18 protein-coding genes are annotated in these 23,227 nt (G+C 30.5%); 12 read left to right on the top strand and 6 right to left on the bottom strand.

From position 1 onward, the window contains the following. The first annotated feature begins 185 nt into the window (after positions 1-185). From WHD07_RS17685 to WHD07_RS17655, 7 genes are all read left to right on the top strand, one after another. Entirely contained in the window at positions 186-2,546 is a 2,361-nt protein-coding gene (locus WHD07_RS17685) for a T9SS type A sorting domain-containing protein (RefSeq protein ID WP_343329453.1), read from the top strand. Between the two features lie 44 nt (positions 2,547-2,590). Further along, complete coding sequence (locus WHD07_RS17680) at positions 2,591-5,431, top strand: sensor histidine kinase (RefSeq protein ID WP_343329452.1); 2,841 nt, start codon at positions 2,591-2,593, stop codon at positions 5,429-5,431. A gap of 2 nt (positions 5,432-5,433) precedes the next feature. Beyond that, complete coding sequence (locus tag WHD07_RS17675; protein WP_343329451.1) at positions 5,434-6,177, top strand: LytTR family DNA-binding domain-containing protein; 744 nt, start codon at positions 5,434-5,436, stop codon at positions 6,175-6,177. Positions 6,178-6,189: 12 nt separating this feature from the next. Next, positions 6,190-8,397, top strand: coding sequence for an endonuclease MutS2 (locus WHD07_RS17670; RefSeq protein ID WP_343329450.1), 2,208 nt, complete (start codon positions 6,190-6,192; stop codon positions 8,395-8,397). 307 nt (positions 8,398-8,704) lie between these two features. Continuing rightward, positions 8,705-9,277: a Crp/Fnr family transcriptional regulator gene (locus WHD07_RS17665; protein WP_343329449.1), complete on the top strand. Its 573-nt coding sequence runs from the start codon at positions 8,705-8,707 to the stop codon at positions 9,275-9,277. Between the two features lie 83 nt (positions 9,278-9,360). Then, complete coding sequence (locus tag WHD07_RS17660) at positions 9,361-9,849, top strand: heme-binding protein (protein WP_343329448.1); 489 nt, start codon at positions 9,361-9,363, stop codon at positions 9,847-9,849. A 24-nt stretch (positions 9,850-9,873) separates the two neighbouring features. Beyond that, complete coding sequence (locus tag WHD07_RS17655) at positions 9,874-11,394, top strand: Dabb family protein (RefSeq protein ID WP_343329447.1); 1,521 nt, start codon at positions 9,874-9,876, stop codon at positions 11,392-11,394. A 347-nt stretch (positions 11,395-11,741) separates the two neighbouring features. Here WHD07_RS17655 and leuB read toward each other — a convergent pair whose 3' ends face one another. From leuB to leuC, 4 genes are all read right to left on the bottom strand, one after another. Continuing rightward, positions 11,742-12,797: a 3-isopropylmalate dehydrogenase gene (gene leuB / locus WHD07_RS17650; RefSeq protein ID WP_105048070.1), complete on the bottom strand. Its 1,056-nt coding sequence runs from the start codon at positions 12,795-12,797 to the stop codon at positions 11,742-11,744. A 101-nt stretch (positions 12,798-12,898) separates the two neighbouring features. Next, positions 12,899-14,419 carry an alpha-isopropylmalate synthase regulatory domain-containing protein gene (locus WHD07_RS17645; RefSeq protein ID WP_343329446.1) on the bottom strand — a complete coding sequence of 507 codons (1,521 nt, stop codon included), beginning with the start codon at positions 14,417-14,419 and terminating at the stop codon, positions 12,899-12,901. 23 nt (positions 14,420-14,442) lie between these two features. Beyond that, on the bottom strand, positions 14,443-15,042 hold the full coding sequence (gene leuD, locus WHD07_RS17640; RefSeq protein WP_105048068.1) for a 3-isopropylmalate dehydratase small subunit: 600 nt from the start codon (positions 15,040-15,042) through the stop codon (positions 14,443-14,445). Positions 15,043-15,134: 92 nt separating this feature from the next. After that, the gene (leuC, locus tag WHD07_RS17635) at positions 15,135-16,532 is read right to left on the bottom strand and encodes a 3-isopropylmalate dehydratase large subunit (RefSeq protein WP_105048067.1); all 1,398 of its coding nucleotides are present in this window, start codon (positions 16,530-16,532) and stop codon (positions 15,135-15,137) included. A gap of 525 nt (positions 16,533-17,057) precedes the next feature. Between leuC and WHD07_RS17630 the strand changes: the two genes are divergently transcribed. Beyond that, on the top strand, positions 17,058-19,361 hold the full coding sequence (locus WHD07_RS17630) for a DUF1566 domain-containing protein (protein ID WP_343329445.1): 2,304 nt from the start codon (positions 17,058-17,060) through the stop codon (positions 19,359-19,361). A 264-nt stretch (positions 19,362-19,625) separates the two neighbouring features. Here the strand turns inward: WHD07_RS17630 and WHD07_RS17625 are convergent, their stop codons facing one another. Beyond that, positions 19,626-20,546, bottom strand: a complete 921-nt coding sequence (locus WHD07_RS17625) for a 1-phosphofructokinase family hexose kinase (RefSeq protein WP_343329444.1) — start codon at positions 20,544-20,546, stop codon at positions 19,626-19,628. Between the two features lie 196 nt (positions 20,547-20,742). Here WHD07_RS17625 and WHD07_RS17620 point away from each other — a divergent pair, with 196 nt between their 5' ends. Genes WHD07_RS17620 through WHD07_RS17605 form a run of 4 tightly spaced genes read left to right on the top strand, consistent with a single transcriptional unit; the run spans position 20,743 to position 22,824 of the window. Next, positions 20,743-21,423: a hypothetical protein gene (locus WHD07_RS17620; protein ID WP_343329443.1), complete on the top strand. Its 681-nt coding sequence runs from the start codon at positions 20,743-20,745 to the stop codon at positions 21,421-21,423. Further along, positions 21,424-21,960, top strand: a complete 537-nt coding sequence (locus WHD07_RS17615; RefSeq protein WP_343329442.1) for a YfiT family bacillithiol transferase — start codon at positions 21,424-21,426, stop codon at positions 21,958-21,960. 56 nt (positions 21,961-22,016) lie between these two features. Further along, complete coding sequence (locus tag WHD07_RS17610; RefSeq protein WP_343329441.1) at positions 22,017-22,484, top strand: DUF962 domain-containing protein; 468 nt, start codon at positions 22,017-22,019, stop codon at positions 22,482-22,484. Between the two features lies 1 nt (position 22,485). Beyond that, positions 22,486-22,824: a tRNA-binding protein gene (locus WHD07_RS17605; RefSeq protein WP_343329440.1), complete on the top strand. Its 339-nt coding sequence runs from the start codon at positions 22,486-22,488 to the stop codon at positions 22,822-22,824. Here the strand turns inward: WHD07_RS17605 and WHD07_RS17600 are convergent. Continuing rightward, a complete protein-coding gene (locus tag WHD07_RS17600; protein WP_343329439.1) occupies positions 22,821-23,204 on the bottom strand; it encodes a hypothetical protein in 384 nt (127 codons plus the stop codon). The two genes, WHD07_RS17605 and WHD07_RS17600, sit on opposite strands and share 4 nt — an antisense overlap. Positions 23,205-23,227 lie beyond the last annotated feature (23 nt).

Raw genomic sequence — 23,227 nt, 5'->3', positions numbered from 1 at the left:
GATATGGAGTTTTCTTTGCTTTCATCAAAAGCGACTTTCTTTTAATGAAATTGTCATTTACATGGATGACACCTTATGAAACCCTAAAAAAGAGTTAATTTTAAATGTATATTTTCTAATTTAAAAACAACATACCATACTAAACATAAATTCAAATATTTAAAACAGCTCAACCCAAAAAAAGTATGAAACTAAAACTACTTACATTTATATTTCTGTTTATTACGGTTATTTCATTTTCTCAAGCAACGTATGTGCCCGATGATAATTTCGAAAATTATTTAGAAACACACAAAGCAGATGGAACGGCTGTTCCTTTTGGAAACCCAGACAGCATGGGAAATGGTATTGCAAATGATAATTATATAACTACTGCAAAGATTAATACAATTACACATTTAAATATTTCTTCAAAAAATATAACCAGTATAGTAGGTATAGAAGATTTTGTTTCTTTAACACATTTTTACTGTTACAATAATCAACTAACAAACATAGATATAACAAGTAATGTGCGTTTAAAATCTTTCTTTTGTTACGATAACCAAATAACAAGTTTAGATCTTACTCAAAATACATCACTAAATTGGTTATATATTTATAATAACCAATTAACAACAATAGAATTTACCCAAAACATCAACTATCCTTTAGTAGGATTGCGCTGTCAAAACAATCTATTAACTAGCTTAAATCTGAGTCATTTTGTTAATTTTCGTACTTTTAATTGTAGCAATAACCAACTAACATCTTTAAATGTAGCTAACGGAATAAACCATGTTTACAATCAATTTGTTACTTCAGGAAATCCTAATTTAAACTGTATAACAGTAGATAATAACGTTTGGAGCAGTAATAATTGGACCAATATAGATACAACAACAAGTTTTGCTAATGATTGCCATTCTGGAGAAACTTACGTACCTGATGATAATTTTGAAAACTATTTAGAAACTCATAACGCGCAAGGTACCATTGTTCCTTTTGGTGATATTACTAGCATGGGAAACCAAATTGCTAATGATAATTATGTAACTACAGCAAGTATTAATACCGTAACTAATTTAGATGTAAGTAGTAAAAATATTGCATACTTAAATGGTATAGAAGATTTTGTAGCGTTAGTAGATTTACGTTGTTCTATAAACGAATTAACCACTTTAGATGTTTCTCAAAACATAAACTTAAATGTATTACAAACTTATCAAAACCAATTAACAAATTTAAATGTATCTTTAAATACAGAGCTTAGAGATTTGCGATGTAACAATAATCTATTAACGAGTTTAGATGTTTCTCAAAACAATCATTTAGTTCGATTATACAATTATAGCAATCAAATAAATACGCTAGATGTTTCTTTAAATACTAATTTAGAATACTTATATTGTAGTAACAATCTAATAAGTAGTCTAAATGTTTCTCAAAATACAGCATTAACACATCTTTCTTGTTTTTCGAATCAATTAACAGCTTTAGATGTTAACCAAAATCCAAATTTAGCATACTTATATTGTAACTACAATCAACTAACAAGCTTAAACCTTTCTCTAAACCCAATGTTATTTAGGCTTCATTGTTTTGGTAACCAATTAACAAGTTTAAACCTTAAAAACGGAAACAATATAACAATTGTTAATCAAAATTTTAAAGCGCAAAATAATCCAGATCTTATGTGTATTGAAGTTGATAATGCTATTTACAGTACAACAAATTGGGCTTCGATAGATACACAAAGTTATTTTTTAGCCAGTTGTAGTCTTAATGAAACCTATGTACCCGATAATAATTTTGAAAACTACTTAGAAACTCACAATGCCCAAGGTGCTATTGTTACTTTAGGAGATGTTACAAGTATGGGTAATGGTATTGCAAATGATGATTACGTATACACCGCTAGAATTAATACAGTAAGCACACTAAATGTACCCGATTTAGATATTGCCGATGCTACAGGTATTGAAGATTTTGAACTACTAGAAGTTTTAAACATCTCTAAAAATCTATTAACGGTATTAAATCTTTCTCAAAATTCTATTTTAACAACCTTATATTGTTATGCCAACCAAATTACTTCGTTAGATTTATCGATGCATTCTCTATTTACAGCATTAAACTGCTATAGTAACAACTTACATCATTTAAATGTTAGAAACGGAAACAATCAAAACGTTACCGAATTTGAAATTGGTCATAATCCGGATTTACGTTGTGTTCAAGTAGATGAACCAGCTTATTCTAATGGTGCTTGGCCTAATAAAGATAATCAAACTTTTTATGATAATGATTGTGGTTATTTAAGTACAGATGTATCTAAGACATTACAATTTTCTTTATTCCCAAACCCTACAAAAGGAAAATTAACTATTACACCTTTAGAAAAAGTACAATTAATTGTTTACTCGATTATCGGAAAAGAAATTATAAAAAGAGACTTAAATATTGGTAAAAATGAAATTACCAATTTAAATTTATCAAAAGGGTTTTACGTATTTAAACTGGTTGGTAAAAACAAATCATCTACTAAAAAAGTGATTGTAAATTAGTCATTCAGAATCGTATATTTGAAAAAGGAAAATTAAAATTGCAAATGTTAAAACTCCATATCTCTTTACTATTAATTATGTTATGGGGTTTTTCCTTTTCACAACAATACACAAATATTACAGTTAAAGAAGGTTTACCAAGTAATCATGTCTATAAAATAATACAAGATACACAGGGTTTTATTTGGTTTGCAACAGATAAAGGTTTAGTAAAATACAATGGCAATACCTTAAAAAGTTTTACTACACGTAATGGTTTATCAACCAATGATGTTTGGGGAATACACCCTACTCCAGACGGAAAACTATGGTACCTTTCTAAAACATCAAAGTTAGGTTATATTAAAAATGATAGTGTTTATGCTTTTGAAAGTGAAGTTAAAAATGAAATATTTTCTCCCAATTACACGAGTCAAGTAGGAAATAAAATAATTTTAACAAGTAATAGCAGAACACATCATTTAGAGAACAACAAATGGAAATTATTACTAGGTAATAATTCTCCTAAAAACAAGTCTAAAATATACATACATCACCCTCTTGTTAGCTATCTAAAAAATACACCTACGTTAGATTCTGTTGAAATAATTTACAAAAGCGGAAAAATAAAAGAGATTAGTGGTTTAAAAAAAATTACAAATCCTATTAATAGAGGTCAAATAACAGACAGTTTATTTTATTGGGTCGGTGATAAAGAATACTCTATTTTAAATTTAAATACCAGCAAAGTATACAATCGAAATTATAAAGATGAAATACAACTAGAAAAATCTAAATACGCAAGAATAAACCTAATCAATAATCAAATTCAAATTACAGGAAAAGGGTTTGTAGGTGTTTTAGATGCTAATTATCATATTACAAAAACAGTGTTAATTCCTAAAAAATTTGACGCCCATTTTGCTATGATTGATAAAAATGAAACGTTATGGATTGCTTCTTTTTTAAATGGATTATATAAACTAACTAAAACAAAAGCTACTATTAAGTATTTATTTGATCACCAAAATGTTGCTAAAATAAATAACATTAACGGAAATATTATAGCAAATGTCTCTAATCATGGATTTTTTAAATACAATGTTAACACAAAACAATTCTTACCTTATATTGATGAAAAAGAGCACTTATTTAGTGCCACTTATATAGACTCCTTAAAAACGGAATTTTACATTTCTAAAAACAAAATTAAGCTTATAAAAAACAATACTAAAGCAACAAAATTAGACTTTACCAAACCACCTTTTTACACCAATGAAACGGCTAGAAATCTAGTATATTTTAATGCTTTTTTATATGGTAATTTTACAGGAGGAATCAATAAAATTGATCCACAAAATAAATTAAACATTCTTAACTCCTACAAACAAAGAGGTATTACCAAATTAATTATTTTTAACAATCAACTTTTAATTGCAACCACTAACGGATTAAAGCAATTTAAAAATGAAGAAATAAAAGAAGTAACGTTTAATGGTTTAAAATTTAACAAATCGATATTAAGTATTAATAAAATTTCTAACTCCCAATTGTTATTAAACACCGATGGTTTTGGCTCTTTTATAACCGATTTAAAAGATATATACCCATTACCAAAATCAGATTTTTTAATTGTTAATAATGCCTTTGTAGAAAATAAAACCATTTGGTTAGCTACCAATTCTGGGGTTTATAAATACGCTTTGTCTGAAAATAATTACCATCTCGAAAAAAAGCTTCTTTTACCCAATGGTTTGCCTTCTTTACAAGTTAACGATGTTTTTATTGTTAAAAACGACTTAATTGTTAGTACTAATAATGGCATTGCTATTTTGCCTAAAAACAAAAAAAACACCAATCATTTATTAGATATTTACATAGATAAATTAAGCTATAACAATCATCTTATAAAGCAGCACAACAACACATTTAAATATATAGATAATAATAATATTAATATTTCTGTTTCTAGCCTCGACTTTTCTGAAGGAAATGAAAACTTATCTTATCAATACAAACTAGCACCGCTTCAAAATAATTGGAAAAATACAGAAACTACAAATATAAATTTTAACGATTTACAACCAAACAAGTATACTTTTACGATTAAAGCCCGTAATTTTCAAAAGAAAACTGAATTTACAATATTGCCTTTATGGTATCAAACAATTTGGTTTAAAGCAGTTGTTGTTTTACTATTAATAAGTGTCTTTTTTAGAACAGTATGGTATTTAAGTAAAAGAAAGCAATTACAAAAAAATGAAAAACATTTACAAGAAAAGCAATTGTCAGAAATTCAATTGAAAGCACTTCGTTCTCAAATGAATCCGCATTTTGTTTTTAATTCTTTAGCAGCCATCCAGTATTTTATTAATGAAAACGACTTTGCTACATCAGAAAAATATTTGGTAAAATTTTCTAAACTAATAAGACGTTTTTTTGAGCTCTCTAAAGAAAACACCATTACATTATCCGAAGAAATAAAACTACTTACCAATTATTTAGAAATTGAAAAACTACGTTTTAGAGAAAAATTAGAATTTAAAATTAGTATAGAAGATAAAGTCGATTTTAATAAAACAAAGATTCCTACAATGTTATTACAACCCATAGTAGAAAATGCGGTTAATCACGGAATTTTTAATAAATTTAATACAGGGACAGTAACCATTAGTTTTACTAAAATAACCCCTAAAACATACAAAGTTTTAATTATTGATGATGGCGTTGGCTTTGTAAATACGAAATCGAAAAATAAAAAAATAAAATCTTCTAATGTTTTACAACAACGTTTATCGTATTTAAATGCTTCAGAAGAATGGGAAATTCAGTATTTTACAGAAGAGTTATATCCAGAAAAAGAAGAACGAGGAAACAAATCAACCTTTATCATTAAAAACAAATAAGCATGAGTACAATAACCGCAATTATAGTTGATGATGAAATTTCTAACCTAAAAGGGTTACAAAGAAAAATGACAAAACTGTTTCCTGAAATAGAAATAATTGCCACGCATCAAAATCCAGAAGAAGCCATTGTAAGTATCGAAAAGAATAAACCAGATATTTTATTTTTAGATGTAGAAATGCCCAGAATTGATGGTTTTGAATTACTTTCTAAATTACGAGAAATTAATTTTCAAGTAATATTTGTTACTGCTTTTAGCGAGTACGCCATAGAAGCTTTTAAAAAAAGTGCCATCGGTTATATTTTAAAACCAATAGATGATGAAGATCTTATAAAATCGGTTCTTAAAGCAAAAGAAAATATAGCTTTAAAGCTCGAAAATAAAAAAAACGTACACCTATTACAGTTTATTTTAGAAGCTAATTCTAACGCCAATAAACTAATTATCCCAACAATAAAAGGGGTTTCTTTTATTCCTTTAAAAGAAGTAATTCATGTGGAAGGGTTTGATGGTTACACAAAAATTCATTTAATTGATAATACAGAAATTGTAAGTTCCTATAACATTGGTAAGTACGAAAAAATGATGAGTAATTTATTTTATAAATGCCATAAATCTCACATAATAAACCTAGAAAAAGTACGTCATTTTGAGAACGAAGGATACCTTATTTTAGAGAATAAAAAAAGAGTGCCAGTTTCTAAAACCAAACGAAAAGAATTTATAGATTTGTGTTCGAAATAAAAACGATTTTTTTTGAATAAAAACATATCATCCAAGACATTACAAGACTTAGAGTTTTCTACCGTTTTACAACACGTTGCTGCCTATTGTATTTCTGGTTTAGGTAAAGAAAAAGTTACTGAAATTGAACCTATAGCAGATAAAGAAACACTTTTTAAAGAATTGTATTTGGTAAATGAATACGTGTCTTCTTTTGAGAGTGAAAATAGAGTTCCAAACCACAGCTTCGATAATATTACCGAAAACATAAAACGTTTAGCTATAGAAAATAGTTTTGTAGAAACAGATGCTTTTTTAAAAATAGCAACTACATCTCTTACTGTAAACGAATTGATTAAGTTTTTTAAGAAATTTAGCGTTCAGTTTCCTACTTTTTTCGAACTTTCTCAACAAATTGAATTCACCACTTTTATCGATGATGAAATCAAAAAAATAATAGATATTTCTGGAGAAGTAAAAAACAATGCGTCAGAAGTTTTAAAACAAATTAGAAAAGATATTAATAATGTTCGCGGTAAAATTGGTGCAAGTTTTTCTAGTGCTTTATCCAAAGCTATTTCTGCAGGATATTTAGATGATATTAAAGAAACCGTTGTAGACAATCAGCGTGTTTTGGCTGTTTCTGCCATGCATAGAAAAAAAGTAGCTGGTAGTTTATTAGGTTCTTCAAAGTCTGGTAACATCGTTTATATTGCGCCACAAGCAACACTTGCTTATGCCAGAGAATATCAAAATTTAATATATGATGAAAAGCAAGAAATTGTAAAAATTTTACGCACATTATCTGCAACTATTCGTCCTTATGTATATTTATTAGAAGAATATATTTCGTTTTTAATACATATTGATGTGGTAGGAGCAAAAGCAAAATATGCAAATGAAATGAATGCTGTTTTGCCAAAAATATCTAATGAAAAAAAGATTTATTTTAAGAATGCATTTCATCCCATTTTATGGAGAAAAAATAAACAACAAGATTTACATACGGTTTCTCAGAGCATTGAGTTAAATGAAAAGCAACAGATTATTGTTATTTCTGGTCCAAATGCTGGTGGAAAAAGCATCACTTTAAAAACCATTGGTTTGCTGCAAGTTATGTTACAAAGTGGAATTTTAATTCCTGTTGATGAACGCAGTCAAACTTATATTTTTGATACTATTTTAACAGATATTGGTGACAACCAATCTATAGAAAACCAATTAAGTACGTATAGTTATCGCTTAAAAAACATGCGTAACTTTTTGCGCAAATGTGGTAAAAACACCTTGTTTTTAATTGATGAATTTGGTACTGGTTCTGACCCTGAATTAGGAGGAGCATTGGCAGAGATTTTCTTAGAAGAATTTTATTATAAAAAAGCATTCGGAATTATAACCACCCACTACTCTAACTTAAAAGTTTTGGCAAACGAATTAGAGAATGTTACCAACGCAAATATGCAGTTTGATGAGCGTACTTTAGAGCCTTTGTATAAATTATTTGTTGGGCAAGCAGGTAGTTCTTTTACATTTGAAGTTGCTCAGAAAAACGGAATTCCGTTTAGTATTATCAACAAAGCAAAAAAACGTGTAGAAACCGAAAAAGTACGTTTAGATAGAACCATTTCTAAGCTACAAAAAGAACGAAACAGGTTACAAAAAACTTCTGAAAACTTAGAAAACCAACACTCTAAAGGTCAAAAACACCTGGATAACTTGCAAGAAAAAGAACAACGCATGCAAGATAAATTATCTGGTTTTCAAGAACTGTATGACCAAAACCAAAAGATGCTTTCTTTAGGTAGAAAAACAAATGAGCTGCTTAACAAATACTTTCAAACCAATAATAAAAAGGAATTAAATTCTAATTTTAATAAATGGGTGGCAGATTTAAAAGTAAAGCAGGTAATGAAAAATCCTGTACAACCTAAAACTAAGGCACAAAAACAAAAAGCTAAAGTTGTAGAAAAACAACAACAAGAAATTATAAAAAAAGTAGAAAAAGAGGTTTTACAAAAAGTAATAGAAGTTAGAAAGGAAAAGAAAATTGAAGCTGCCAAAATAGCCAAAGAAAAAGCAGAATATGTATATCAAATCAATGATAGTGTAAAAGTAGTAGGCTCTAACTCTGTAGGTACAATCGATAGAATAGACAAGAAAAAGGTAACCATTAACTATGGTTTTTTCACAACCAAAACAACCACAGATAAGTTAGAATTAGTAAAGAGAGCTAAAAAATAGAATGCACTATAAATCTTAATAAAATTAATATATGTTGTTTTTTTTATAACATTATCATTCTTAACTTCTAATGGTAAATCTAAAAAAACTTGTGTTACTTCTTAAAAATAAGGGGCACAATATTTTAAAAATAGAAGTGTTGCTTACCTATATATAAAAGCTTCCCTGAAAGATATCATCATTACATCTTGTTAAACAAATAGAATTAATAACTGGCCTACAAAAATGATATAAAATAAAACTGATATTTGTAACTTAGTAACATCAAAAAAAATTACATTACAATATTGAAACTAAGAAGCAATTAATGATTAACAATTTATTAATAAAACACATTGATAAAAATGCCAAATTTTCTAAAATAGAAAAAGAAGCATTCTGTAACCACTTTCTTCTTAAATCTATAAAAAAAAAGGAGTTTTTATTACAGCAAGGTCAAGTTTGTAAATTTGAAGGATTTGTTGTCGAAGGCTGTTTTAGAATCTTCACAATAGATAAAAAAGGTAACGAATACACGTTATATTTTGGAGCAAAAGATTGGTGGTTAATGGATATAGATAGTTTTATGAATCAAAAACCATCAGATCTAAACATTCAGGCTCTAGAAGATAGTAAGGTTCTTATAATTCATAAAAAAGATAAATTATCTCTATATAATTCAGTCCCTTTAGCAGAAGAATTTTTTCGTGTAATGTTTCAAAAATCTATAGTTGCATGGCAAAGAAGACTCATCCGAAATCATAGCTTAACGGCAAAAGAAAGATATTGTTATTTTATAGCCCATTACCCAGATATTGCCTCTAAACTTACAGACAGGCAAACATCTAATTACCTTGGTATTACACATGAGTTTTTAAGTAAAATAAAAAAACAGTTATAAATACAATTTTTATCTAGTTGAACAAGTTCAACTTTTTTCTTCAAATAGTTTATAATATTTGCAGTATAAAATTATAAAAAATTATGTCCTTACTTAAAAAAGTTAAATACTGTGTTATTACGCTAAGCTTAATATTATCATCTAATCTAATACAAGCACAAATTACTAATGATATTACCCATGATGAAGCTTTTAAAGCATTGCAAGCAGCAAAGAAAAAAGCAGAAGATTCTAATATATTGGTAAACATTGCTATTGTAGATGCTGGTGCTAACTTAAAGGCATTTATTAGAATGGATGAGTCTTTTTTAGGAAGCATTGATGTAGCCATAAAAAAAGCAAAAACTGCAAGATATTTTAATATTGATACAGGTAAATTAGGAGAATTAACACAACCTGGAGGAATAATCTATAACATAGAACATTCCAATGGAGGATTAATTACCTTTCCTGGTGGATTACCTATTAAAAACAAAGATGGTAAAATTATTGGAGCAATTGGTGTAAGCGGCGGTACCATAGAACAAGATAGAGCTATTGCAAGTGTTGGAGCTAAAGCAATTACGTATTAATAAAATTTGAAAAAGACTAAAATTATGAATAGTATAAAAAAAGGAGTTCTCTCTATAATATTGATGGTCTCTCAAATTTGTTTTGCTCAAGTTTCTAATGATTTGATGCTGTACAGAAAAGACTTTAAAAGCATATCCGGAAAAAATACCGTATCTGTTACAAGTTATAAAAAAGACGGTTCTCATTACGTATATGCAGGTGGTGTGGGAAATATAGATGTATATAGCTTAGACAAAAACGGTATACTAACTTCTATTAGCAATCATAAATTACACATGCAAAAAGGCCCCGCAAGAGGAATGGTTGCTGATCAGATTAACGGAACTGATTTTCTATTTGTAGGTAATAAACACGGAAATGTGATTGAAACCTTCAAAATATTAGACAATGGTTCGTTAAAACTGGTTTCTTTAACTAAGGATACTGATGAAACATTTCTAGGTACTGCCATTACTTTACAAGTTGTTCATATGAAAAAAGCATCGTATCTTTTTATTGGTGGACTAGAAGAAACACCAGGCTTAAGTTGTTTTAAAATTGAGAACGATGGAAAACTAACTCATGTACAATCTATGAAAGACAATGAAACCATACACACAGATGGAATCATTGGCATGTTTACACACAAAATAAACGGAAAAACCTTTTTATACACAGGCGGATTTCAAGATAATGGTGTAAGTAGTTTTAGAGTTTATGAAAACGGTAAATTTAAAAATATAAATAACATTAGCGATAATACAAAAGATAGATATTTAACAGGTGCATACCCTGTAACTGGTGTAACTTTGGGAGACAATAATTATGTAATTGTTGGTCACAGGCATCATAAATATTACAAAAGAAATGGGTTTATTAAAAGGACAAACTTTGTTTATCATGGTGATGGAGTAAGTGTTTTTAAGGTGAACAAAAAAGGTGCATTAATACCTCATTTTGTTTTAAAAGACGATGAAACTACTAAACTGAAAGGACAAACAAGAATTGAAGTAGTTTCTGCCGACAGTAATGAGGCTGTTCTTGCAGTTGGCACAAGAGACGATGCTAGTATTCAATTACTAAGACTAAATAAAAAAGGTATTCTTAGCCCTATAAACTATTTAGAAACTGGATTTTCTATTTACTACGGCTTAAAATCACATAAAATAGGTAACGAAAACTTCTTAATTGCTGGCTCTTTTAGATTTGATTTACAAAAAATAGTGAGTTACAAGGTTGCTCCAAAAATAGATGGGGATAGAAAAATTTTAAGACATATGGTAAGTCTAAAATATAAAGATAATGCTACAGCAACCCAAATAGATGAAGCCGTTAAAGCCTTTTTAAATCTTAAGAATGAAATTCCAGAAATTTCTAACATAGAATGGGGTTTAAATAACAGTACAGAAGGTAATAGCAAAGGCTTAACACATTGCTTTACCCTAAGTTTTAATAATGAACACGGCAGGGAGATTTATCTTTTTCATAAAGCACATTTAGACCTTGTAAATAAAATTGGTCCAATCATTGCTGATGTCTTAGTGTTAGATTATTGGGCAAAATAATAAGTTTATTTTCTAAAAAAGACCCCTAAAATAATAAAAAAAAATCTCTAAATTAAAACCTTTTAGCTTAGCCTATTTTATTCAATTTTTATGCTGACAATTCAACGTTAAGCTCTTAGTTAATAATGACCAAAATTTACACAAAGAGACTCTAGCTACTCTTTAAAAACATAATTAAAACTTGCAAAAAGAACAATTCTTAAAAGTGATACCTAATCCCCTAATTATAATGAAACCGTGAAAAAATTATATAACAACAAAGTATAAAATTATTCACATCATTAAAATAAAAACCTGTTAAGCTTTATACTTAACAGGTTTTTTAATATCTATTTGTTTTTTTAACTTTAGATGTTTTTTGCTAACCAGTCTCCTACCTCTTTCGTTCCGTAAGCTTTTCCTCCATCAGCTAAATCTTCAGTAACAAAACCTGCATCTAACGCTTTATTTACTGCCGCTCTAATTGCTTTTCCTTCTTCTTGTAAACCAAAGTTTTCAAACATCATCGCTGCAGATAAAACAGTAGCCATCGGGTTTGCAATGTTTAAACCTGTAGCTTGTGGGTAAGAACCGTGTATAGGCTCAAATAAAGCATTTTCAGTTCCTACAGAAGCCGAAGGCATTAATCCCATAGAACCAGAAATTACAGAAGCTTCGTCTGTTAAAATATCTCCGAATAAGTTTTCTGTAATTAATACATCATAACTATTTGGCCATTGTACCAAACGCATTGCAACTGCATCTACAAATTCGTAAGTAACCTCAACTTCTGGATAATCTTTTTCCATAGCCTGTACAGTTTCTCTCCATAAACGAGAAGTTTCTAAAACGTTGGCTTTATCTACACAACATAATTTTTTAGAACGCGTCATTGCCAATTCAAAACCTTTTACAGCCAATCTTTGTACCTCAGCTCTTGTGTACACACAATTGTCAAAAGCAGTTTCTCCTTCATCTCTTCTTCCCTTTTCACCAAAGTAAATACCTCCCGTTAATTCACGTAAAAAAACCAAATCAGTTCCTTCTATTCTTTCTCTTTTTAAAGGAGATTTATCTAATAAAGAAGGGAACGTAAATGTTGGTCTTACATTTGCAAATAAACCTAATTTTTTACGCATTTTTAACAATCCTTGTTCTGGACGAACCGTTGCAGAAGGATTATTATCATATTTTGGATGACCGATAGCACCAAATAAAACAGCATCTGAAGCGACACAAATATCATGTGTTTCATCCGGATAAGGTTCTCCAACTGCATCAATGGCAGCAGCACCTGTTAAAGCAGGTTTCCAAGTAATTTCGTGGTTAAATTTCTTAGCAATTGCATCAGATACTTTTACTGCTTGGTCAATTACTTCAGGTCCTATTCCGTCTCCTGCTAATAATGCGATATTTAATTTCATTGTTTTATTTTTTGTTTTTTGTCATTGCGAGGTACGAAGCAATCTATATATTAATTAAAACGATTCCTTCAGTCATACCTCCTTCAGAATGACAGATTGTATTAAATTATATTCAACATTTTCTCTGTGGCTTTAATTGCAGATACTGTTTGATCTGAATCTAAACCACGAGTTATAAATTCTTTTTCTTCTAATTTCCAGGTAATAATGGTTTCACACAAGGCATCAGAATTACTTCCTGGAGGAATTCTAACTGCATAATCAATTAAAGACGGTAAATCTCTTTTACTATGTCTTTTATACAATTTACGCAATGCATTCATAAAGGCATCAAATTGCCCATCTCCTTGCGCGTGTGCCTCATACTGCACGCCTTCTACTCTTAATTGTAAAGTTGTAGAGGGTTTCATTCCTTTTGCATGTCCTAAAACATAATTTTCTACAACAACACGTTTTTCTATCGTATCACTGTCTAAAACATCAGAAATTATATAAGGTAAATCTTCTTGAGAAACAACTTCTTTTTTGTCTCCTAATTCAATAATTCTTTGGGTAACCTTCTTAAGCTCTTCATCATTTAAACTGATACCTAAATCTTGTAAGTTTTTCTGAATATTGGCTTTACCAGAGGTTTTACCTAATGCATATTTACGTCTTCTACCAAAACGTTCTGGCATTAAATCATTAAAATAAAGATTGTTTTTATTGTCTCCATCTGCATGGATTCCTGCTGTTTGTGTAAATACATTTGCACCTACAACCGGTTTATTAACAGGAATTCTAAATCCTGAAAAGGTTTCTACAAGCTTGCTAATTTTATTTAATGCTTTCTCATTAACCGTGATTTTTACATCCTTTAAAAAATCATTTATCACAGCAATAACACTTGCCATTGGTGCATTTCCTGCACGCTCACCCATTCCGTTAATGGTTAAATGCAAACCATTAGCACCCGCTTTAACAGCTTCCATAACATTGGCAACTCCTAAATCATAATCGTTATGACCATGAAAATCGAAATGAGTAGTTGGGTATTTATGGCAAACTTCTTTTATAAAATCGGCCGTTTCTTCTGGCGTTAAAATACCTAAAGTATCTGGTAATAAAACACGTTCTACATTTTGAGCTGTTAAAAAATCTAAATATTCGAAAACATACTCTTTAGAGTTACGCATTCCGTTAGACCAATCTTCTAAGTACACATTGGTTTTAATACCATGTGAAGCTGCAGTCTCTATATTTGCTTTGATATCTGCAAAATGTTGTGCCGGTGTTTTTTTAAGTTGATGTGTTAAGTGATTTAAAGAACCTTTGGTTAATAAATTCTGAACTTTTGCTCCAGCCTCTAGCATCCAATCGATAGATTTACTGCCATCAACAAAAGTTAACACTTCTATATTCTCTAAAAAATTATGCTCTGTAGCCCAAGAAGTTATTTTTTTAACCGCTTCTAATTCCCCCTCAGAAACTCTGGCAGATGCTATTTCTAAGCGATCTACTTTTAATTCTTCGAGTAATAATTTTGCTATTGTTAATTTTTCAGAAACTGAAAACGACACTCCTGATGTTTGTTCTCCATCACGCAGTGTCGTATCCATTATTTCAATCTTTCTACTTGCCATATTGCAACCTTAAAAAATATTTTTTAAAATGGTCTTGTTTCAGCAAAAGAAGTAATCTCGTTTTCGATGTTTTTTAAATAATCGATATCATCAAAACCGTTTAACATATTGTCTTTTTTGTAAGTATTAATTACAAAAGATTCAGACTCACCTGTAGCCACTAACGTTACCGTTTGGTTTGGTAAATCAACCTTAATTTCTGTTTTAGGATCTGCCATAATTGCTGCAAATAAAGTATCTGCAAATTCCGCTGAAACTTGTACAGGTAAAACCCCTACATTTAAACAGTTATTTTTAAAGATATCTGCAAATGCTGATGAAATTACACAACGTAATCCAAAATCGTACACAGACCAAGCTGCGTGCTCTCTAGAAGAACCAGAACCAAAGTTTCTACCTCCTACTAATATTTTAGAACCTGCATAAATTTCTTTGTTTAAAGGAAAATCTGCTTTTGGTGTTCCGTCTGCATTGTATCTCCAATCACGGAAAAAATTAATATCAAAATCTTTACGCTCAGTAGCTTTTAAGAAACGAGCAGGAATTATTTGATCTGTATCTACATTCTCTGTAGGTAAAGGATATGCTGTACTTGTAAGTACTTCAAATTTATCGTAAGCCATGTTTTTATTGTTTGTAAAGTTGAAAGTTTAAAAGTTCTTAAAGTTTAAAAAACTTTATCAAACTACTTTCTAACTTTTGTACTTTATAACTTTTATACTAATAACGTTCTTGGATCTGTAACAACACCACTAACTGCAGATGCTGCAGCCACTAATGGCGATGCTAATAAGGTTCTAGATCCTGGTCCTTGTCTTCCTTCGAAGTTTCTGTTTGATGTTGAAACTGACAACTTTCCTGATGGAATTTTATCATCATTCATTGCCAAACAAGCCGAACAACCTGGTTCTCTTAATACAAAACCTGCGTCTGTAATAATTTTATCTAAACCTTCTGCTTTTATTTGATCTACAACTTTGTGAGAACCTGGTACTAACCAAGCCGTAACATTAGGTGCTTTTTGTCTACCTTTTACAATAGAACAAAAACCTCTAAAATCTTCGATACGTCCATTTGTACAAGAACCTAAAAACACAAAGTCAATCTCTTTACCAATCATAGAATCGCCTTCGTTAAAAGACATATATCCTAAAGATTTTCTGTAAGTATCTACTCCACCTTTTAAACTTTCTGCAGTAGGAATCGATTTTGTTACGCCCATTCCCATTCCTGGGTTTGTACCGTAAGTAATCATTGGTTCAATATCTGCTGCATCATAATTAAATTCTACATCAAATTCTGCTCCTTCTTCTGTATAAAGAGTTTCCCAATATTTCATTGCCTTGTCCCAATCTGCTCCCTTAGGAGTTTGAGCACGACCTTTTAAATATTCGTATGTTTTGTTATCTGGTGCAATCATACCACCACGTGCTCCCATCTCTATAGATAAGTTACACACAGTCATACGACCTTCCATAGACATGTCTTCAAAAACATCTCCTGCATACTCTACAAAATAACCAGTTGCACCAGAAGTTGTTTGCTTAGAAATAATGTATAAAGCAACATCTTTAGGCGTTACACCTAAACCTAATTTTCCGTTTACGTTAATACGCATCGCTTTAGGTTTTGGCTGCATAATACATTGTGTAGACAATACCATTTCTACCTCAGAAGTACCAATACCAAAAGCAATAGCACCAAAAGCACCATGCGTAGATGTATGAGAATCTCCACAAACAATAGTTGCACCAGGTAATGTAATTCCGTTTTCTGGTCCTACAACGTGTACAATTCCATTATTTAGATCTCCTAAACCCCAATGAGAAATACCGTGTTTTGCAGCATTTTTTTCTAAAGCATCTAACTGATTTGCAGATAAAGGATCTGCTACCGGTAAATGTTGGTTTATAGTTGGTGTGTTATGATCTGCTGTAGCGAAAGTACGCTCAGGATATAAAACACTGTTTCCTCTACTTTCTAATCCTAAAAAAGCTACGGGACTTGTAACTTCATGAATAAAATGACGATCGATAAAAAACACATCTGGTCCGTCTTTAACTTGACGAACAACGTGTGAATCCCATACTTTGTCAAATAATGTATTTGCCATTTGTTTGTTCTTTAATTATTTAAATGATAATCAGCTACCAAAAATAAGAATATATTCTGTTTTAAGTTGCTCTAAATATTTCTGAACATTATACCCAATCGCCAAACTCACCATTACAACATTGATAAACAATGATTTAACCTCTAAAAAAATACGATGTCTATTTATTTTATGAGGTCTTCATTTTTTATGATAATTCTTTCATTTTAATTCTATAAAAGAGGTGATATGTTTATTAAAAGCTTAAAACAAACACCACTTTTTGACTTATTCTTAATAACAAGCTACACGTAAAATAGCCCCCTTTTGTCATTTCGACAGAACGACGAAGGAGTTACGAGAAATCTAATAATGAGATTCCTCCTCGTGCCTCATTCGGAATGACAAGCTACACGTGAAATAGAACTCTTTGGCGTTTATAAATCTCCCCCAAACACTCCCCCTAATCAATTTAAATAGCGCTGTTTTACTGCTTTCAATTAAACCATTTACAAAAGTAGGTGTCCAAGAAACAAAAGGAATACAATGAAAAGACACTTCGCTTTCCTACTATTTTTTATAGGAATACAATTTTTCGCACAAGAAAACAACAACCATTTAACGGCCACAATTATTGGCTCTGGATCGCCAAAATTTAATACAGAACGCTCTGGTCCTTCAATATTAATTAGCTACAAAAACACACAGATTTTGGTAGACATGGGAAATGGAACTCAAGCCAATTTAAACAAAATAAACACCAAAATTAAGGACTTAGATGGCTTGCTTTTTACACATCATCATTTAGACCATAATGAAGAGTTTGCGCCAATTTTTATACAATCGCTTCTTGGACGAAACAAAACCATCATTGCAGGTCCTAAACAAACCACTTTAATCATTGACAATATCTTAGAAAGTTACGAAGAAGATATTGCGTACAGATTATCTAAATCAGGAAGAACTCTAAGTGATGCTACTTCTAATTACAATGCTAAAAACTTATCAGGAAATAACACTTTTAACATTGGAGATATTAAAATTTCTTACACACCAGTAAAACATGCCATTGCTACACTCGCCTATCGTTTTGATGTTGGTAACGAATCTATTGTAATTTCTGGCGATTTAACCTATTCCAAAACCCTTCCTATTTTGGCAAAAAATGCCGATTATTTAATTATGGATTCTGGTGGCGCCATTGCTTTAGGATCAAAAAGAAAAACGGGTAAAAGTAGCAACAATAGAAACCGTAAAACCAATAGTATAAAAGAACACGCGCATGTTAATTTGTCTGAAAGCTCACAAATGGCAAAAGAAGCCAACGTTAAAAATTTAGTCTTAACCCATTTTAACTTTACAGCTGTAGATGAAGAAGCCACAACAGCAGCAATACGCGAAAATTATTCGGACAACGTACTTTACGGAAAAGACTTAATGGTTCTACCATACACAGAAAACAGCATTACAAACCAGCCTTCTAATTTAAAAGTTAGCTACCCAATTGTAGACACCGGTATAAAAAATTCTTATTCTGATAGTGCAGAAATTACTACTCCAACAAAAGGAGCTTCTTTTTACGGACAAGATGCCAACTATAATGGTAATCAGCCTTCATACATCAACAACGGAGATGGCACGATAACAGATACCGTTACAGGTTTAATTTGGGAACAAGATATGGGAACCAAAATGACGCTTAAAGAAGCACTTTTAAAAGCAAAAAATTCTAAATTAGGTGGTTATAATGATTGGAGAGTGCCTACCCTTAAAGAATTATATTCATTGATTCTGTTTACAGGAAAAGTAAAGGGAGCCACAGCAATAGAATTATTTATAGATACCAATTATTTTAAACAACCTTTAGGAAATACACAAAAAGACGAACGAGAAATTGACGCACAAACATGGTCTTCTACCGAATACGTAGGGAGAACCATGAAAAATAATGAAACCATATTTGGTGTTAATTTTGTGGATGGTAGAATAAAAGGCTATCCAAAATACCAACCAAGAACAGGTACTGATAACAAAATGTATTTTCGTTTAGTACGTGGAAATACCGATTATGGAAAAAACAATTTTATAGACAATAGCGATGGTACCGTTAGTGATTATGCTACGGGTTTAATGTGGCAAAAAGCCGATGATGGAACAGGAAAAGACTGGGAAACATCTTTGTCTTATGCTGAAAATTTAGAATTGGCTTCACATACAGATTGGCGCTTGCCAAATGCCAAGGAGTTACAAAGTATTGTAGATTATACGCGTTCAATTCAAACAACGAATTCCGCGGCTATAGATCCTGTTTTTGAAACTACCGAAATTAAAGACCCGAATGGTAAAAAGCAATATCCTTATTTTTGGACAAGTACCACACATTTAGATGGTAAAAACCCCAATGCAGGTGCCGTGTACATTGCCTTTGGAGCATCTCAAGGAAAAATGAGAAATGAAATAATGGATGTTCATGGTGCAGGCGCACAAAGAAGCGACCCTAAAAGTGGTGAAAAAGAAAATTACCCTGAATATTTTGGTCCTCAAGGTGATGTAAGATACGTTTATAATTATGTAAGAGCCGTTAGAGATATAACACCTACCACTAAAATAAACACAAAAATTACAACGCCACAAACAAAAAAAGCAACCACACAAAATAGACAAAAGCCTACTAATAGAAATAATAATACACCACCATCTTTTTCTGAATTGTTGCAAAAAATGGATACCAATAAAGATCAAAAACTTAGCAACACCGAAGTAAAAGGAAGACTGAAAGAGAATTTTGATAAAAGAGATAGAAACAGTGATGGTTATCTTACCGAAGATGAAATGAGTAAAAGAAATTAATACAAAAAGCAAACGTTATTTAAAAGTAACCATTAGTAATCTCTTTTAAATAACGTTTGTAAATGAGACTATCCCTGATTGAATATTTTAACCTTACTTAAGACAGACTATTGATTTGCCCCCTATTTTTAGTTATCAGCTCTAGTGAATTATGAAGCATAAAAAATTTATATCAAGAACAAAACTAAAAAAACGAGTGTCTTTCCACTTCGCTCAAAATAAATTCCAAGCAGGAAATAACTTCAAAAAATTATAGAAAAAAGCTTAAACTAGTTTCAACATTTTATCAATATTTATTTTGTGAGCCAAATCAGATCCTTCACTTAAGGTGGCGGATACACCACAAGCAACTCCCCATCGTAACATATTTTTAGGCGTTTCGTTTTGTGTAATGGCATAAATTAAACCCGCCACCATACTGTCTCCCGCACCAATGGTACTTTTTACAGAAATTACTGGTGCGCTCACATAGTCTATTCCGTTTTTATGCGCAATAAATGCACCGTCTTTCCCTAAAGAAACCACCACATATTGAGCTATTTGATCTGCAACCATTTTTAAAGCGAAAGCTTCTTGCTCTTCTTTTGTTTGCGCTTCTACTCCTGCTAAACGTGCCAATTCTTTTTGATTGGGTTTTATTAAAAACAACTCATTTTTTAAAACTTCATTAAAAACGGGGCCAGAAGTATCTACAATTACTTTTACGCCTTTTGCTGTTAAATTCTGAATGAGTTTAGAATAGTAATCTGTTGGCAAACCAACTGGTAAGCTGCCACTAATTACAAAAATATCGTTGTTTTCTACTTGCTCATTTATCAACTTTTCTACCGATTCCATTTCTACTTCATTAAAAGGAGTGGTTGGCATACCAAATCTAAACTGCAAGCCTGTTTTCTCATCAAACACGGCAAAATTTTCTCTAGTCCAAATAGAAATCGGTGTTGCAAAAACATTGATATGTTGCGCTTTTAATAAATCTTTTAAATGCTCGCCTGTTTTACCTCCATAAGGAAACAAACAATGGCTATCTATAGCCAAACGATGTAACACCCTAGAAATATTAACACCTCCACCACCTGGATGATAGGTAATATCTGAACATTCTAATTTATCAAAAGGAGTCATTTCTGCAACTTTTGCGCTTTTATCTAAAGCAGGATTTATGGTAAGTGTTACAACTTTCATTTATTTTATTTTTTGATACTAGTAAAGATAGTTTTTAAAAAAATTAGTACCCTTTTTTTATTGATTTTTATTTGATAAAATCAAAAACTAATTTTCAATCTAATAAATGAATATTCATGGATTTTTTTGATAAAAAACTGTAACAATTTAAGGGTATTGGTCGTCTAAATAATGTACTCATTATAACCAACCTACCATGAAAAACTTTCTAACTCCTTTATTTTTCCTTTTTTTATTAGCTAGTTGTACTTCGCAAAAAAACTCTGAAGATTTTATAACTGCAACACAAGGACGTTATTTATTTAATGATAACGAAGTAATAGAAATCTATTTTAAAGAACACCTACTTTATGCAAAATGGCGTGGTAATAATGATTTAAAATTATTAAAAGTTAGTGACAGCGCTTTTTATATGAAAGAGTTAAACGAAAAAATACTCTTTGTGCGTCAACCAAAAATGCATATTGAATTGGCTGAAAAAAGAGAACACAAAGGTGTAAAATATCATTTTAGAAAATTATTAAATGATGAAAAAACGCCTCACGAATATTTTGAAGCCAAAGAATTTAGCAAAGCTTTGGAAGCTTTTAAAGTGATTCAACAAAAGGATTCTTTAAACCCAACCATTAATCAACACACATTAAACAAATTAGGTTATACATTTATTAAAAAAAATAATTTTGACGACGCTTTAGAGATTTTTAAAATAAATGCTATCTTATACCCAGAAAGTTCAAACGTTTTTGATAGCATGGGAGAAGCTTATTTATTAAAAAAAGATACAGTAAATGCAATTATCAACTTCAAAAAAGCGTTATCTATAAACCCAGAAAACAGCAGTTCTAAACGTTTTTTGAAAAAAATTATAAAGAAATAAATGACACTAGAAGAATTAAAATATCCAATAGGGAAAACAAATGTCCCTGAAAATATCACCAAAAAAAACATTGAAGACTGGATTTCTATTTTAGAACGTTTTCCTCAAGAATTAGAATTTTTAACAAAAGAATTATCTGACAACCAATTAGATACTCCGTACAGAGAAAACGGTTGGACTATTAGACAAGTGGTACATCATTGCTATGATAGCCATCAAAACTCGTATACCCGTTTTAAATGGGCATTAACAGAAGATAAGCCCGTAATTAAGGCCTATTACGAAGACCGTTGGGCAGAATTACATGATGCTAAAACTGCACCTATCTCTTTATCTATTGATGCTTTAAAGGCTTTACACTCTAGATGGGTTTATTTTTTAAATGGTTTAACAGAGGCCGAATTAAATACAACATTTATTCACCCTGTTGGTCATAAAGAGGTTAGTTTAAAAGAAAATATTTGTATCTATGCTTGGCACAGCAAACATCATTTTGCACATATAGAAGAACTTATGATTAGAAATGGTTGGAAATAACGGCGTATCCTTTTATTATAAAAATAGTTATCTTGTAGGTTTTTAATATCAATTTTATGAAAACTGCCAAAGAATATTTTGATGAATACGCTGTAAGTCATCAAAATGAGACAAACCAAGCCATACATTACGTTTGTGTTCCTTTAATTTTTTTTAGCGTTATTGGTTTACTAATGAGTATACCAACTAGCTTTTTAGAAAACACTTTTGCACTTTCTAATCCATTACTAGAAAATTGGGCAGTAGTTGTAGGGCTTGTTATTTCTATTTTTTATCTGCGTTTGGGCTTTTGGTATTTTATTGAAATGCTCTTTATTATTTTAATATCAATTATAGCTAATTTTTTAATAGGTAATCATGTAAACCTACTGTACACATCCATCATTATTTTTGTTTTAGCTTGGATTGGTCAGTTTTACGGGCATAAAGTAGAAGGTGCTAAACCCTCTTTCTTAAAAGATTTAGAGTTTTTATTGATAGGGCCATTATGGGTGATACAGAAATTAGGAATGAAGAAAAGATAATATGAAAGACGAAATAACCTTCGAAGATTTTTTAAAAGTAGATATTAGAATAGGAACCATTATAGAAGTGAATGATTTCCCTAAAGCTAGAAAACCTGCCTATCAATTAAAAATTGATTTTGGTGCTTTGGGTATTAAAAAATCGAGCGCACAAATAACAGATTTATACACCAAAGAAGATTTATTACACAAACAAGTTTCTGTTATTGTCAATTTTAAACCTCGACAAATTGCTAACTTTATGAGCGAATGTTTGGTTATTGGTGTTTATAATGTAGCAGGAGATGTGGTTTTATTACAGCCTTCTAAAGAAATTAAAAACGGAGAACAGGTTTCTTAATTCCTAATCGGTTTCAATACTATTTTATTATCATAGAAAGCAATTAACTTAAAACGTTTTTCATTACATAATATTGGTATTGATGAAATAAAAATTTTGTCTTTATCATTATACATCCAATTTCCAACTCCTTTTTTTACAGAACTAAAAAATCGAATGTCATTACCACAAGGAGCAGAAAAGGTTTCTCTTATTTTATATTGATCGAAAAGAATAATAGCACTACCAAAACCTTTTACATTCTTTTTTAAGATAATAAAGTCTTTATTAAAATCTTCTTTAACAATTTTCCAATTTCCAATAAAGTGAATGGATTTTATCTGCGCACTACTAATTATGGCAACTAAAAAACATAAAGGGAGTAGTATCTTATTTTTCATTTTAATAGTTTAACCTAAATAAA

It is taken from the genome of Polaribacter staleyi (genome assembly GCF_038024045.1).
GTDB classification, from domain to species: Bacteria; Bacteroidota; Bacteroidia; order Flavobacteriales; family Flavobacteriaceae; genus Polaribacter; species Polaribacter butkevichii.
The sequence above is the reverse complement of the archived record's forward strand: the minus strand, read 5'-3'. Positions and strand labels throughout refer to the sequence as shown.